The following is a 14,582-nucleotide window of genomic DNA, read 5'->3' as shown; positions in this document are numbered from 1 at the left end:
GAAAGACTCGAGCCAAATGTGGTTGAATGATTAAACAGTAAATATGGTTTCCCGAATGAACGCCCACATGGAATTGGAAGGGGCTGATCAGTCGAAAAGGATTTCCACCGAGCTTATGTTTAGCTTCCTAAGACGCCGAATGCGTGTCCGAGCTTGTTTGTGCCGAAGGAGTTTGGCAGCTCGTAGCGTTTTCGTCGTTTCGGTTTGCTAGTTGTCGATGGGTCGTCGCTTTTATAGTTCGGTATTCTTGGTCGTCGATGTCACCCCGTCGGTGCATTTCTCGCAAATTTGCTAGCGTAGTGGAGGTGATCTCCCGGTCCTTAGCGTTGTAGTCGCGAAACTTTGACACGAGAGAAAACCCGGCAGCAATCAGGACAGCTAGGACCAGGAGGGAAAGCCCAACTTGTATTGTAGGATCGGATAAGAAATCTGCCATAACCTTTGTATTCGGCCCTTCCCCTGTCGACCGTTGTGGCTGACAAAATCGGGTACAAACGAATCATAGGGGTGTCCACCAAAGGTGGTCCAGCAATTTCGGCCACTTCCTTGGAGTTTTTCCTGTTTCACGGTCGAAGTGCCGTGTTTCACGAAGAATATCCCTTTTTTCGCCGCGTACCAAGGGCGATTCCAGGGAAATCATGCCCCCAACGCTCGCAGAGCCGTTTTCAGGGGGCATGCGAGCCACCGACGGGATCAGGAGATGATATCACGGCGATTTTGCACGTAGTCCCATAACACGAACCGGTCCAAGTCGCGACCGCTCGTGAAAAACACGCGTCCCTTGGTCGTTTCGGCCAACCGATATGCGAAGCGAATGTCCTCCTCGCTCTGTGACCAACTCGGAATCAAGAAAAGGTTGATCGTGATTCCCTCTTTTTGACACAGACGTCCCTCACGCATCGTCGCCTGCTCGGTCATCGGGTCGGGGGGATACAACATGTACAACCACTGTTGTTCGAAATGAGCGGTGGGCAAGCCGTCGGTGATCAGGACGATTTGTCGGTTGGGCGTGTCGGTATTGACCAAGTTTTGGCGAGCAAGCTGAAGCGCGTGTTGGATGTTGGTGAAATGAGGGTGGATCTCATGTTCACTGGTTTCTTGGTCACCCATGTCCGCTTTGAGCCGCACCCAAGGATCGTGAATCGTAACCGGTTTGGGCATCAAATCGATGATCTCTCCCGGCGGTGTCAGCTTCGCGAAGGTGTACATCTCGATGAACCGCAAGAAATCACCGGGGTATTCGGAGTTGATCAGCCCTTGCAATCCTAATGCCATTCGTTTGACATTCACATATTGGCCGTCGTACCGCATTGAGCCACTCATGTCCATGATTACACAGGTTGCGCACTTCGGGTGATTTCGCGTCTGATGGACAACGATGTCGTCACCGTGTAACCGGATCGGTCGCTCATCGCCTTGCCGCAATAACGCATTGATCACGGTTTGGGGCAGATCAATGTTTGCAACGCTGTCGCCAAACTCGTACGGTTGGGTGCGCTGCAACTCAACCGCTCCTTCGCCGACGACCTCACCTTGGTGGCGACCGGTCCGCGACGGCGCCAATTCGCTAAAGATGCGTTCCAGCAGTTTCCCTTGGAAAATTTTGTACGCCTTCGGCGTTAACCGGAATGCTCCCTTGTGATCGGGGTCACGCTCGAGACCTTGGCGTTCGGCTTGTTCGCGTAGCAGGTTTTCCACCTGGCGACGCATCTCTTCAAGCTGCTGCATGTCCCCGGCTTCGGCAAACTCGTTCAACAACTCCATGTCGATGATCCCAATTTGCGCCGTTTTGGCGGCTTCTTCGAGTTGCTTGAGTAGCTCGTCAATCTTTTCCAGTTCCTCCTTGATTTCAAGGGCCTTGGGGATCGACAGGGACGTTAGCCCAGTGAACTCGTACTTTGACGCCAGCTCTTCGAGATTGTGTTTGTCCGCCATCCGCTCGGTTGCGTTTAACAATCCACGAGCCGAATCGCTGTTGTCATCACCGGTTTGGAACCAGAGCGACTCAAGCAGGTAAGGTTGCTCTTGAACGATGGCTCGTCGGAACAGTTTCTCCATTCCCTTGGGCAGTTTCAGGCCTTTCGTCGATTGCAGGAATGCCTTGCGAGCCTTTTTCTGGACCGAGGTCACCTCGTAGGTTTGGAGGATGCGACGTTTACGTTCTTCGAGCATCGCGCGGAGCATGTCGAGACTCGGCCCCATGCCAGCGATTTGGCTGGGGTCCAATCGAATGGCTCTCGCCAAATCCTGTTCGGACAATTCGCGATAATTGCCGTACATCAGCGCCTGTTCAAACGCGGGTGACACCAAGTCAGGCGGTGTTTGCGTTGGCGACGGGAATTTCGCGGGATCGTATTTTTGATAGGCATGAATGATGCCTCCGGGTCGATAGGCCATGATGACGACTCCTAGAATTCGTACTGGATTTTACCGTGACGCTGAGACCGGCTGATTCGATCCAAGCTGTACAGTCCGGCCAAGACGAATTCGACGCAACTTGCACGCACCGCCTCGCTTTCGCTCGCGTTTAACTCGAAGGCTTTGTCCCAAGCAGGCGGAACACTTTGCAACCGATCCGCGTATTGACGGCTCGGCAACATATCCCCCACTTCCACTCGAACACCACTGCGAAAGATCTCCGCGATTTCGGCCAACCCGTGCTCCTCGACATACTCTTTGAAGACCACCTCGATCGCTTGGGCAATGGTGGCGTCGAGCACTTGCCGCTCACTCATTTGATGCGTCCCCATCATGTCCAATTCCAACTTCCCGAGCGAGCTTGCGTAGAGATGGCCAAGGTCGCTGATTCGCGGCACCGCGGGACGCTCGTTGTGGATTACGCCACGTTGCCGCGCCGCAGCAACGATGGTACGAAAATTGGCCATTGAAAAACGAGCGGAGACCCCCGAAGCCTGATCGATGTATTTACTGTGTCTCGCTTGATTGGTAATTTCTTCGACGATTTGGTACATGAAGTAGGGAACCTGCACCGGATAAGCTCCGTCAAGATCGCCGCCGACTTCCTGCTGTAAAATCTCAATCCCCTGGTCACGCTCGCTGGGATAGTGCGTTTGCACGATCGTTCCGATCCGGTCTTTCAGCTGCGGAATCACCTTGCCGCTGCGGTTGTAGGTTGCTGGATTCGCTGAGAACAGAATGGCGATGTCGATATCAAATTGAATCGGATAACCGCGGATTTGTACGTCGCGTTCTTCGAGAATGTTGAACAAGCCGACTTGCACCAAGTCATCAAGTTCCGGTAGTTCATTCATCGCAAAGATCCCTCGATGCATGCGAGGGATCAATCCAAAAGACAACGCTTCCTCACTGCTCATGCTGACCCCACCGGTCAACTTGGCTGGATCAATTTCGCCGATGATGTCAGCAAACTTGGTTCCGGGGCTGAGTCGCTCGGCATAACGATCCTCTCGATGCCACCAACCCAGCTTGATTTCATCGGCAGAGTATTTTTCGACGATCTGCTTGCCGATTGATGTGATCGGGCGTTCGGGATCTTCGTGGACCGGCAGATCAGGGTGATCAATGTAGGGAATCCATTCATCGAGGAATCGGGTCAGCATTCGCATCATCCGGCTCTTCGCTTGGCCCTTTTCTCCTAGGAAGAGCATGTCATGCCCTGCAAGAATGGCCAAATTGATTTCGGGAATCACCGTATCGTCGTAGCCGACAATGCCGGGAAACAACTCCTCACCACTGCCAAGCATGCGCACAAAGTTATCTCGCATTTCCTGTTTGACGGTTTTCGATTTCCAACCCGTTTCCCTTAGTTCGCTCAAGGTGCTCGGTTTAGCGGATGCGGTGACGAGATTCATACGCGATTGATCCTTATTTCGTGCTGGTCCTGATGCTTACGAATTCAGTATAGGGCCGTGGACAGCGGCATCGCAAAGTTAACGCGATTCGCTCGAACTCCGATCCGCAAAGAGCCGAATTCGTGTTGCCGTTTGCCGTCTCGCTCGCCTGCGGTCTCTCGCCGCTGACGGTCAATTCAAGCTCGCCAGCTCCACCGCGGCGAGAACGCCGGCGATGTTGGGGGAGCCCGAAAGTGGCGTCGATTCATCGGCAGTTGCCGGTTCCAAGAGAGGGATTTCCGAAGCGTCGGTTGCGGCTGGCTGGGAGGCGGGGCTTTCGTGGCCAAGCGATTGGCCATCGGAAGCTTGACGCAAGTAAAACGGCAGCGCCGATTCGGCTTGCTCGATTTCTCGGTCCCGATTTAACTTTTCTTCAAATCCGTTGGACAATCCAGCCGCTCGTCGTTTTAAGGCAATGACATGATACCGAAGGGAATCCGCGGAACGTCCATCCGATCGATCTGCTGCAAGTATCCAACGATCTGCTAACTCGTTCCAATCGGTGGCGGTACTCGCGTTGGTCATTTCCATTTCCTGGCGAGCCAAATTCGCAAGTCGTGTATCCGACGCATGCACCAGCCAAGGTAAACCCTCATCCCACCGTCGCAGCATTAGGCAGTAGTAGCGGCCTGCGACTCCTAAATCGGATGGCGATTCGGCATCGGGATTCGTCAAATCCAATCGGCTCACCGTCGTTTGCATTCGTTGAGCTTGTTCGAGTGCCTGCGTCAACTGCTGCACATCGAGGATCCGTTCACGATTGGCGGACGTCGTTGCCAATCGTGTGGCGACCGCCAGCACATTCTCACAGTCTTCAAACCGTTCGAACGTCAGGTGGTGTTCCGCAAGCACCAGTCCATTTCGAGCCAGATGCTGCTGTGTCTCCAGCATGTCGGCGTTGTTTTCCGCTGCCAAATAAGCTTGCGTTAAGAGGCGATCGATCGAAACGGCAAACAATGGGGGAAGTCTCTGAAGCCGAGCGTTGACTTGGTCGGGCGTCTCGATGAGCCACGCATATTGGGCAATCAATCGATGTGCCACGTAGGCATCGACATCCGCATCCGAAAGGCTCGCGACCGAAGTTTCAATCTGTTGGATCACGCGGGGGATCTGGGACGGCGTCAAGGGGGTCCCGATTTGTGGGATCGCCAGCTTCCATCGTGCGATCGCTCGGTTTTGCTCGGACTCCGACGGTTCGGGCAGCAGCGTTTTTAAATCAGCACGCTCCACCTCAATTACGGGTGCATCCGGTTGTTTGTCGGCGGTTCGAGGGATGTCGGCATGATCTGGCGATCGGGCCGTCCCGATTTCGTTCATGGCAACGGCCGCGAACGGATCGGGTAAAAAGCCAGATTCCTCAGTCAACTTGGATTCATCGGTCAACGCTAGCTGGGTATCGGCAAGGACCGGTGCTGAATCGGTAAGCTGTGATTCCATTTCCTCCACTGCCGCAGCCGGAGGCAATGCCGGCGGGGACGCGGTCTTCGGAGCTAGCGGAGCCATCAGCGGTTGTTCCGCAATTTCGGGGCTGGCGGGTGTGACCTCGGACGTTGCCATTGGGTTCTTCGGCAGCGAAGGACCGGTCTGAGAAGGCGGGTCGACGGAGGCGACTTGCTCGTCTGCTGGTCCGGACTCAGCTGGTCCTGATGTGGACGAGGGTTCGGTTTGATTCGTGCCTTGCGCGGATGGGGACAATACCGTCGGTTCTGTATCCGTTTCCATTTCCGTTTCGGTCTCGTTCTCGGTCAGGCTTGGCTCCGACTCGACTCGGCGAATCGCGATCGTTTCCGGCCGAAAATCGAGCTGGGAGACACCGTACAGGGTTACGAGGACCAGTCCGATGAGCGCAAGAATCATCCGTGGATGTTGGATTGAACGCCGCAGCGTTGCGATTCGGTGCCGGCGAGGTGCAGCGAGAATCAAGTCCTCTGAATCGAGGCTTTGCACCCAATTGGAGAATGCTACGCGATCCTCGAGGTTATCCGCATAAGCTTGGGTGTACTCGACTTCAAAGAAAAACGGTTCTTCGTCACGGGACGAATAGGGTTCCGTCGCTTCACCGTTGGCTGCCGCTGCGTCCGCAGAATCGACTCGGAACTGGCCCTGATTCCCCCAAGGAAACGACGTTGCCAGCACGCGGCCTACTCGTACTCGCTGGAGGAAGTCGACGCGTTTGCGGGGGTCGAGCAACCGATAGGCACTGGTTGCAATACGTGACAACTGCAACTCGGTGTTTGGCGTCGGCGAAGTCAATTGTAACCTTGCGAGCGATCGGCTGCGGCGCGCGGCTGCCTGGCGAATGACCAGCGATCGACACTCCTGCGGCCGTACGCCGAGACGTCGAAAGTCTTCGACGTCCAGTGTGTTCGTTTCGAGGGCAGAGAGTTGCATGGGCGTAAAAGAATCCAGCTCGCATCATTGTCTTTGGAGCACAATCACACGTTGCAGAGCTGAACGGCTTGTTCCAATGATTTCATCGGGTTGTCGGATGTGGGAAGGAATTCTTGGGCGATGTAGCCTTGGTATCCCGTGTCGACAATGGCACGAATGACAGCCGGGTAGTTAATCTCTTGGTGTTCATTCAGTTCGCCTCGTCCTGGATTTCCCGCCGTGTGATAGTGCCCCACGATGGGATGATAGTCGCGAATGTTACGGATTAGGTCTCCGTTCATGATCTGCACGTGATAAATGTCAAACAGTAACTTGAATTTTGGCGAATCCATTGCCGTCACCAACTCAGCACATTGATGGAGATCGTCTCCCCAATAACCGGGATGCCCCTTCATGGGATGCGAGTCATCGCGAGTGTTCAAATGCTCAAGCACGATTCCGACTCCTTTGTCCTCCGCATAGGATAGCACCCCTTTCCAACATTCCAAACAATTGCGACGTGCTGCGGCGTCATTGATCCCTTTCTTCGCCATTCCGGTAAAGGTAATGACGTTCGGAGCCCCATACTTGGCTGCTAAATCGATTCCTGCACGAAGTTTCTGTTGGACTTCTGGGTGGTTGCTGGGGTCCACGGGGCCCGTCGCGAAACCGTGACTGGCAGTCAAAGAAATCTTCAGCCCCAACTTGGTCACGGCGTCGTAATGGTCCGCGCCAATCCCTTCGATGGCCTCCAGGCCCATTCGTCGCCCGTGTTGGGCCAGCGTCACGGCGTCCATCGGCTCAAAGCACCATCCCATCACCGATTGATGGACTCTCGTGGCCGAGTTTGATGGCTGGCCGGACGAACCGTCCGAAGCCGATGCTGCTTCCTCTGCGGTGGAGGTGGATGCATGCAAAGCGAGAGCCGATCCGGCAAGTAGCGCAGGGGCGGTTAAAAAATCACGGCGTTTCACGTCTGGGGGGCTCCTCGAAGGGGTGGGAGATGGATACCCCTCCATTGTAAGCGAACCGAGCCCCTCCATGCTCAACAAAACTCCCTCTCAGGCCCGACAACGGGGCTAGGGGAAGGAAACGGCCGCCCAGAAGGGACGTTTTCGATCGGCTCGTCGGCGGGAATCTTCCAGCATCACTTTCAAGGAGCCGTCGAAATCGAACGGAATCGATCGAGATCGATAGCGAATCTTGATCGGTTGGGTCAGATCCAAGTCTCGCATCGGGCGCAGCCATAGGGTGAAGTAGTCGCTGGGCACTTGGATAATCCGCAGCTGATTCCCGTTGCCGATGGAGGCGGAAACCGGTACGGCGAGCAAGCGGTCGGCTTGGTCCCACAACTGGGGATCAATGGAAATCCCCGGCTTAAATGGGCCGATTTCCAGCCACCAAAAGAAGTTGTCGCTTTGACGCATCGTGACCGCTTCGATGTCCACGGGCATTTCCGCACGTCGGTGCGCCGGTAAACGCATCCACTCAAACATCCGAGGCACTTCTTCGTAAAAGAATTCTCTGCCGCGTCCGCGATACATCACCACCATGGCGTCCGTTCGATAGCCGACATAATTGTCCATGATCGGCCCGAGCCGGACCAACGGCGTCGGCTTGCTGTCGCGTTCCCCCATCACCAAATACATTGGCACATAGGGCGCGTTGGGATGGTAGTGCGTGATGGTCTTGCCCGGTTCGCCGCTGATCGAAATCATTCCCGCCCAAAGATCGGGATGGGCATAAGCGATGTCCCACGCAGCCGCGCCTCCTTCCCCTCGCCCGGCAAGGAAAACGCGATCGGAATCGATCGAGGCTCGGCGCATCGCATGTCGCAACGAGACCAGGACTCGTTCGTGTTCGCGTGGCGTGTAATCGAAATCACGTTGTCCTGGCCGAGTCCAAAGGGGGGCAACCACAATGAATCCGTTGCGCGACGCGTGCCCAAATCGAGCGTTCATCGATTCGCTGTACTCGCCTGCCCACCAAGTCACCTCATCGACGGGGTTACCACGCAGCGGATGCAGCGAAACCAAGCAGGGGTATTCTCGCAGCGGGTTGTAATCGGGTGGCAATTGAATCACATAGCGAGGCGTCGGAGGTTGGTCGAGTTGTTCTTGGTCGTTGCCAATCAAGTACATGCCTGGAACGCTTTCGTCGGCGGAGCCTTCGGGCCAATCCTTCGGTGGCAGCAGCCGCGGCAAAATGCGGTCAACGTACTCGGGTTGTGCACCCTCGAGGTTGCGTAGTTCGTTCAAGATGGCATCGCGACGATCGGGGACCTCACAGGCCAAATACTCGGCCACAAGGTCGCGGACCTTCACCAATGAAATCGCAACGGACAAATTGTCTTCGCCCGAACCACTACCGAGCAGCCATCCACTTACAGCCAAGGCGACACGATTCTCTAAGGGCAAGACTTCGGATGTCCCTAAGCGAACGTAATCGCTTAATCGCGGAAGTGTGGCCGCAGACAAGCCGGCTTGGATCTCCGCAACGATCGGTTGCAGTGTTTCACTCTGGTTGAGCTGAGTGACTTGGTCTTGGAGCTGCTTGGAAAGGGATTCGGCTTGCTCGCGAGCGCCGCGGATCTTGGCTATGGCATCTTGAATCGTCAAACGCGTTCCGCCACCGACTTGGTTCACGGGGATCTTTTCAAGGATTTGCAGGGCGAAGGGCTCTTGACCGGCCTCGGCGCGACGTTGGGCCTCGGCGAGCAACTGCGACACTTGCCACTCAATTAAGGTGACAATTTGTGCATTCATGTGTTCCGTTTCAGGAAACGTATCGATCAATTCGCGAAGGACGTCCACCGCATCGCCATAGCGTTCGGCTGCCATGAAGAAACGAACAACCTTCAGTCGTTCATCGAGATTGTCCCAATCGAGCCGACGCTTGAAGATGGCCTTGAGTGTGTTCGAATCGATCGAGCTGGTCGCAAGCCGTGTGTCCCAAATGTAAGAAACTTCGCCCTTTAGAGAATCGACTCGAGCGTAGCGTCCACTGATCTCCGTGATTCCTTGAATCAGTGTAAGTGGGCCATCGTCGCTTTGTACCTTCATGACGCGGCGGCCGTATTCGTTGAAAGGCGACGTTGCCAAGATCGTTCCGACCACCGCGATCTCATTGCCGCCAAGAGGCGTCGGCTGCCAAATCATGATCGGTTCTTCCATGTCGCGCACATCGACAGGGTCGGCCGCCGACATCCCCTTGCCATGCAGGTAGATTCGCGTCAGCCCATCGTTAATCACCCAGATCGGGCGGGATTTCATTTCCGCGTTTCCTGCGGCTGAAAACGCATTGGCGTTGAGGGCTGGGATTTCTGCCTTGGAACCGCGCAGCGTCAACCCGTTGCGAAGTTGGAACAGCTGTTCGGCTTGGGCTGCCGCGGCAAATCCGCAGAAAACAAGGAACAGGACGGCAGCGGTTTTGCCGAATACGTGTCGTCCCTCACCCCTCCGTAGAGAACGCGAGTAGGTCGAGCGGCTCATCACGATGGCTGACCTTGGCCGCTGGTTGTTAGGATCGTGACCGCACGCAACAGGGATCGGCCAAGCGGCGCGACCCCCCGTCCAAAGGATTGCACCGTCGGCATGGTTTGCTCGATCCAATTTCGGTTTTGGACCGTTTGGAGCCAAGGGTTTCTCGAAGCCGATGGGACTTCGCGAGGCTCCGAGACACTCGTTAAGGTGCTGTGGTTGAACTCCGATCGGACAGCGTCCGTTGATCGGTCCGCCCTGACGCTTGCTGCGAGGGGTGCCGGTTGAGCCTTGGCTGGGTTCGTCGCCGCTTTGGCAAAGGAGATGGGCTCTGGCGGCGAGGTCATGACGAAGAACGCGAACATCACTGCCGCCGCGATCATCGCGACCGACACGGCCAATCGTTGTGCGAACGTCACGACTGGATGTCGGGTTGGCGAGATCACCACTGGCAACACTCGCGTGATTTGCTGCCAAGCAAACAGTTGTCCACGACAAACATCGCACCGCTGAGCATGCCGCTGCAGCGGCACATCTTCATCAATCGACAATCGGTCGTCGATACGTTGCTGAAGTCGTTCCATGAAATCGTCGCAATTCATTCTGGCCCCTCCGAATGATGGTGATTCCTACGAGATAGTTCCTTGCCGGGTGAATCGCCCTTGGATCGATGCTTGGGCGCACCGGCGAGGACCTCGCGGGCTACCAACTGTTGCATCAATCCGGTACGTGCCCGATGGACCCAAGTTTTCGCCGTGCCGATCGGGCAATCAAGTCGCTCAGCGATCTCGGCATAATTCATGGCTTGGTCGTGGAACAAGCGAAACGCCATCCGATGGTTGGCGGGTTGCTGGCTGAGTGCTAACCCAATTTCCTCTCGCAGCGTCTGTTCGGCGATTTGATGTTCGGCATGGGTGCCCGCCGGTTCGATCGGCAGCGGCGAAACGATCGGTGAGCGGTGTCGCGACAAGTAGGTGCGGCAGCGGTTGCCAGCGATGGTTGCCAGCCAAGGTTCAATCGGGCGTCGGGTATCCCAGCGGTCCAAGTACCGAGCGACTCGCGAAAACGTTTCTTGCGTCACATCCTCGGCATCTTGGCGATGACGCAAGCAGCGCATGCACACCCCGAAAACGAGCGAATGGTATCGGGAGACCAACTGTGTAAACGCAGTCGGATCGTTTTGGCGGTAACGTTCGATCAGCAGTGCGGTAGAGTCTTCCATCAACCCAACGATTTCAATCTTTCGCGAAAAGAATGCCGCGTGTTAACGGCCGCTGAAAAATCGCTTCAACGCGTCATCGGCGGCATCCCGCGAATTTTCCCTCATCATCTTTTTCATCCCCTCAGGAAGCTTGCCTGGTTTCTGCTTCTTCTCGGGGGGTTTTCGTTTGTGTTCATCGGTGCCGGAATCGCCGACCGACAGCTCGGTGCTATCGCTACCGCTTTTCCCCTCTTCTTCGGCCGAATCCAATTTCAACTGTCGCGTTTCGGGATCGGAAACCTTGCGAACACGATCGATCTGGTCGGCTTCGTCGAGCCACGAACTGACGTCCACCTCTTCGAAACGGCTGTCATGGGACCCTGCTTCGACGGTCCGCTCGGCCGCGTCGCTGACCCCTTTGACCTCGGGTTTCTTGGCCGCATGCAAGCCATGTTCGATCTGCAGCTCAAACTCAAGCTTGCCGATCTTCAGATGATCGCCCGGCTTGAGCACCTTGGCTTTGCCAACCGGCAAACGCTTTTCGTTAACAAAGGTCCCGTTTCGGCTCTTCAGATCTTGAATCAGAACTCGACCATCCTTCAGCACGATGATGCAATGCTTCCGACTGACCGACTCACTTTTCGGCCGCAATTGGCAAGAATCGCTTCGGCCAACCAGAAACTTCTCGCTGGCCACAGCGATTTCCTTCCCTGCGTGACTTCCCGTCAACACCTTAAGCTTCACCTGCATAGACCACCCTTAAACCATCTCGCTCGGACCACTGGACTCAACAAAGAAATCTCTCTCTGCAAACAAAAACGCATCCTGATGTGAAATTCAATAAATGCAGTGGAACGCAGAAACAACAACGACGGTCCGAGGAAAAAAAAATATCGGTCCAACGTGTGTGTCCATTCTAAATGCTTTCGCGGCTACGAGAATGCCGTTATCGGCGTTTTAATGCAATACCGGACCCTTAAGCGGGGATCCACTCAGGTGAAACTCGAATTTGCCACTCTCTAGGAGTATAAGGTCGCCAGACAGGAAACGATCTACCGTTTTTCATTCCAGTTTTGGCTGTCGAACCGCTCTTGCGAAATCACCATCGCGCGGCGTTTGATGGCTTCATCGGACGGAAAAAAAACAAAATTTAACGAAAAAACCTCCGCGATTCGGTTTGCCACTCGATCGGCTAACTGCAAAGCATCGATGGATTTCCCTGCCAGATTGTTGACGCCGGGCAGTTCTGGGGCGTGAGGGCTGGCCGCCAACAAGATGCTGCCATGCTGCAGCACGGCTCGGCGACCGGTCCGCTGGGCGCTGCCAACCACCTTGTAGCCGCTGACGATCAAATCCTCGTCGGTGCGCCGCATGAAACAGAGGAACGGGTCTTGTTCGGTCGCGGCCGACGAGAGGTCGCCCCAGCGGGATGCCGGGATGCCGAAGTCGGACAGGGCTGCGATGACCGCTCGATGTGTTTGGCGATACAAATCGGTTCTGGCGCCCGTCGATGTTTTCTCCAAGGGCCAAGCGAAGCTGTAGGTCAATTCGGAATCGTGAACGATCGCTCCGCCACCGGTCGCTCGGCGGACCATCGTCAAGGCTTGACTGGCCGAATGTCGGTTGCGATTTGACGCCTTTTGAAAATAACCAAGCGATAAGGTGGGTTCGGTCCACCGGTAAAACCTCAGCACGGGCGCAGTTCCCCCGTCGACCGCTTCGAGAAGCGCTTGGTCAATCGCCATGTTTTCGGCGGGACCCGCCGAAGCGAGCGGAAGGAGTTGTCCGTCCAAGGGATGATTCCGCCCTAGCCCGCTTCGGAGCACTGTTTTGCGTAGGCGGCTGCATCCATCAATTGGGACAAGTTGGACGCGTCGTTGACTTTCACTCGTACAATCCAACCGAAATCGTAAGGGTCGTCATTCAGTTGGTCCAACGTGTCTGGCAAATCCGTGTGGACCTCGATCACTTCGCCGCTGACCGGGCTGTACAGCGGGCTGACCGCCTTGACCGATTCAACTTCGCCAAATTCCTCACCGGCCGAGACCGCCTTGCCAACCTCGGGCAAGTCCATGTAGACCAGGTCGTTGAGTTGTTCGATCGCGAAGGCGGACAACCCGATGGTGGCGATTTTTTCGCCATCCTGCTCGCTAACATCGGCCCATTCATGGGTTTCGGCATACAACAATTTGGCGGGATCACGTGTCATGGCTTTACTATCGCAAAAATTCGAGGTGAGTTCAGGAGCATCAAGACGGATGAGGGTGGCGAGCATCTGGTGAGTCCCACAACCCAAAAAAATGGAAACGCGGCGTTCCCTTAACGGCGTTTGTAAAACGGCAGCGGGGTCGCGACCGCCGCGACCGTTTTTCCGCGAATATCGATTTGGAAATCAGCACCCATTGCATCAGCGGTATTCACCAAAGCCATCGCAATCGGGCGACCGAGCGTTGGCGACGGTCCACCGCTGGTGACGACGCCGATCGGGTTGCCGGTGGAATCGAGCACGCCGCAGCCCTCCCGGGCTGGCCGCTTGCCCTCGGGCAATAATCCAATCCTTGTCTGCGGTGGTCCGGCTGATTTTAGCGTCCTTAACGCCTCGTCGCCAATGAATTGCCGGCCTTCCAAATTACACGCGAACGACAATCCGGCCGAAATTGGGTCAATCGTTTCGCCGAGTTCGTGACCGTACAGCGGCATCGCTGCTTCCATTCGAAGCGTATCGCGTGCTCCAAGTCCGGCGGCAGCAAAACCTTCGTCTCGCCCGACCAGTAATAGGTTTTCCCAAACCCGTGCTGCGTCGTCGGCGCGAATAACCAGCTCGAAACCGTCCTCTCCGGTGTAGCCCGTCCGACTGAGGATGACCGGTTTTCCGAATTGCTCGGTGATTTTTGCGTGATAGTACTTCAACCGGTTGGGGTCAAAGGCAAACAGTTTCTTGCAAACCGCGATCGCCTTGGGGCCTTGGACGGCGATCATCGCCGTCAACTCGGTTCGGTCGGACATCGTCACACCAGGAAAGTCGGCAACGTGAGGCGTGATCCATTGCTTGATCTTTTCGTGGTTCGAAGCGTTGACCACCATCATGTGGTATCGCTGGCCTGAGGGCGTTTCCAGGTGAGAAACGAGCACATCGTCCAGCACGCCTCCTTCGGCGTTGCAAACGAGACCGTACCGGACGCGACCGACCTCAAGATCCGAGACGCGGCGAGTCAACAGTGAATCGAGCAACGCTTCACTGCCAACGCCGTCAAATCGTAGCCGCCCCATGTGCGAAACGTCGAACAAAGCCGCCGCGGTGCGACACGCTTGGTGCTCGGCGACAATCGAAGAATACTGAATCGGCATCTCGTAGCCCGCAAAAGGGACCATCTTTGCGCCGGCTGACCGATGCCACGGGTCCAACGGTGTGGTGGCAAGGGGTGCATTCATTGTCAAAGGCCCTTCGGTTCTTGTTTTGGAGAGGCTATCGCTATCTATGATCTATGGCAGCGCAGCTTGGGTTTCGGCGAGGCCAGGAGCTCTGCCAAGGCACTCACAGGCTTGTTTGGCTAGTCTATCGCCAAAGCCATTTGCGAAAAGCCCGGCGCCATTTGCGAAAAGCCCGGCGCCATTTGCGAAAAGCCCGGCGCTGCAACCGAACAGCCGCGTAGTGCAAAA

General features: G+C 55.9%; 11 protein-coding genes. All 11 read right to left on the bottom strand.

Annotated elements, in window-relative coordinates; all coding sequences use genetic code 11:
* Positions 1–693: 693 nt before the first annotated feature.
* Positions 694–2,397, bottom strand: coding sequence for a vWA domain-containing protein (locus tag Poly41_RS01385; RefSeq protein ID WP_146524134.1), 1,704 nt, complete (start codon positions 2,395–2,397; stop codon positions 694–696).
* An 11-nt stretch (positions 2,398–2,408) separates the two neighbouring features.
* Entirely contained in the window at positions 2,409–3,833 is a 1,425-nt protein-coding gene (locus tag Poly41_RS01380; protein ID WP_146524133.1) for a magnesium chelatase, read from the bottom strand.
* A gap of 171 nt (positions 3,834–4,004) precedes the next feature.
* The gene (locus Poly41_RS01375) at positions 4,005–6,263 is read right to left on the bottom strand and encodes a hypothetical protein (RefSeq protein WP_146524132.1); all 2,259 of its coding nucleotides are present in this window, start codon (positions 6,261–6,263) and stop codon (positions 4,005–4,007) included.
* A 44-nt stretch (positions 6,264–6,307) separates the two neighbouring features.
* Positions 6,308–7,216 carry a TIM barrel protein gene (locus Poly41_RS01370; protein WP_231615317.1) on the bottom strand — a complete coding sequence of 303 codons (909 nt, stop codon included), beginning with the start codon at positions 7,214–7,216 and terminating at the stop codon, positions 6,308–6,310.
* 105 nt (positions 7,217–7,321) lie between these two features.
* On the bottom strand, positions 7,322–9,733 hold the full coding sequence (locus Poly41_RS01365) for an alpha/beta hydrolase (RefSeq protein ID WP_146524131.1): 2,412 nt from the start codon (positions 9,731–9,733) through the stop codon (positions 7,322–7,324).
* A complete protein-coding gene (locus Poly41_RS01360; RefSeq protein ID WP_146524130.1) occupies positions 9,733–10,323 on the bottom strand; it encodes an anti-sigma factor family protein in 591 nt (196 codons plus the stop codon). The genes Poly41_RS01365 and Poly41_RS01360 overlap by 1 nt, the downstream gene beginning before the upstream one ends.
* Positions 10,320–10,943, bottom strand: coding sequence for an RNA polymerase sigma factor (locus Poly41_RS01355; protein WP_146524129.1), 624 nt, complete (start codon positions 10,941–10,943; stop codon positions 10,320–10,322). The genes Poly41_RS01360 and Poly41_RS01355 overlap by 4 nt, the downstream gene beginning before the upstream one ends.
* Before the next feature lie 42 nt (positions 10,944–10,985).
* Positions 10,986–11,672, bottom strand: a complete 687-nt coding sequence (locus Poly41_RS01350) for an FHA domain-containing protein (protein WP_146524128.1) — start codon at positions 11,670–11,672, stop codon at positions 10,986–10,988.
* A 302-nt stretch (positions 11,673–11,974) separates the two neighbouring features.
* A complete protein-coding gene (locus Poly41_RS01345) occupies positions 11,975–12,715 on the bottom strand; it encodes a lipoate--protein ligase family protein (protein ID WP_146524127.1) in 741 nt (246 codons plus the stop codon).
* A gap of 14 nt (positions 12,716–12,729) precedes the next feature.
* Positions 12,730–13,131, bottom strand: a complete 402-nt coding sequence (gene gcvH, locus Poly41_RS01340) for a glycine cleavage system protein GcvH (protein WP_146524126.1) — start codon at positions 13,129–13,131, stop codon at positions 12,730–12,732.
* 110 nt (positions 13,132–13,241) lie between these two features.
* A complete protein-coding gene (gcvT, locus tag Poly41_RS01335) occupies positions 13,242–14,354 on the bottom strand; it encodes a glycine cleavage system aminomethyltransferase GcvT (protein ID WP_146524125.1) in 1,113 nt (370 codons plus the stop codon).
* Positions 14,355–14,582 lie beyond the last annotated feature (228 nt).

This window comes from Novipirellula artificiosorum, from assembly GCF_007860135.1.
Classification (GTDB): Bacteria; Planctomycetota; Planctomycetia; order Pirellulales; family Pirellulaceae; genus Novipirellula_A; species Novipirellula_A artificiosorum.
Note: the sequence above shows the minus strand (reverse complement) of the source record. Positions and strands in the feature narration are given on the sequence as shown.